The sequence below is a fragment of the Nocardia arizonensis genome (assembly GCF_001310275.1).
Taxonomy (GTDB): domain Bacteria; phylum Actinomycetota; class Actinomycetes; order Mycobacteriales; family Mycobacteriaceae; genus Nocardia; species Nocardia arizonensis.
In genome coordinates this window covers 1-925 of the sequence record NZ_LGYZ01000004.1, presented here as the reverse complement: position 1 = coordinate 925, position 925 = coordinate 1, and the positions used below count along the sequence as shown (strand labels likewise).

2 protein-coding genes are annotated in these 925 nt (G+C 65.4%); both read left to right on the top strand.

All coding sequences use genetic code 11. The features are described from left to right. Positions 1 to 78 precede the first annotated feature (78 nt). Positions 79 to 483, top strand: a complete 405-nt coding sequence (locus tag APZ21_RS00885) for a hypothetical protein (RefSeq protein ID WP_054811299.1) — start codon at positions 79 to 81, stop codon at positions 481 to 483. Beyond that, positions 480 to 925 (top strand): transposase family protein (locus APZ21_RS00880; RefSeq protein WP_476739080.1); only part of this gene is annotated, 446 nt, incomplete at its 3' end. The genes APZ21_RS00885 and APZ21_RS00880, both read left to right, overlap by 4 nt.

Below are 925 nucleotides of genomic sequence, written 5' to 3'. Positions count from 1 at the left end.
CCCTCTGTGTCAACCTTGGATGAGGCAGGATGTGTCGAGGTAACTTTGGTTTGAGGGCGAGCGAGGAGTTTCACCCCGATGGGGTCGAAGAACAGTGGTGTGCCGGACCCGGAGGTTCCGGCGAAGGCGAAGTCGCGGACGTTCTCCGCGGCCTATAAGGCCAGGATCCTGGCCGAGTACGAAGGTTTGGACAAGGCCGGCAAGGGTGCGTTGCTGCGCAGGGAGGGTTTGTACTCGTCGCTGATCACCTACTGGCGGGATCAGCGTGACAAGGGTGCGGCCGCGGCGTTGGCCCAGCCGGCGGGTCGGCCGAAGGCCGATCCGCGGGATAAGGACAATGCCCGGTTACGGCGGGAGAACGAGCAGTTGCGTGCGGAATTGACCAAGGCGCGCAAGGTGATCGAGGTTCAGGGAAAACTCTCGGAACTGTTGGGACAGCTCGCGACCGACAGCCCGACCAACGGGAGCGAGCCCGCGTCGTGATCGATGCCGCGATCGGTGAGTTGAAGCCGGTGATCGGCACCCGGGCGGCGTGCCGCGCCGTGGGACGTCCGCAAGCCAATCACTATCGGCGGCACCGGACCTCGCCACCACCGGCCGAGCCCACGCGGGCGCCGAAGCCGCAGCCACGGGCGTTGACCGAGCCGGAGCGCACGCGGATCCGACAGGTACTCAACAGCCCCGCCCATGTCGACAAGGCGCCAGCGGCGGTCTACCACGAATTACTCGACTCCGGCGAGTATCTGGCGTCGGTGTCGACGATGTATCGGATCCTGCGCGCGCACGGCGAGGTTCGTGAACGTCGCCGCCAGGCCGCACATCCTGCGCGGGTGAAACCGGAATTGGTCGCCGCGGGACCGAATTCGGTGTGGTCCTGGGATATCACGAAACTGCGTGGCCCGGTGAAGTGGTCCTACTACTACCT

What these genes read in the sequence shown, in the direction of transcription:
- APZ21_RS00885 (WP_054811299.1), top strand. Translation starts at nt 79, where the DNA reads ATGGGGTCGAAGAACAGTGGTGTGCCGGACCCGGAGGTTCCGGCGAAG.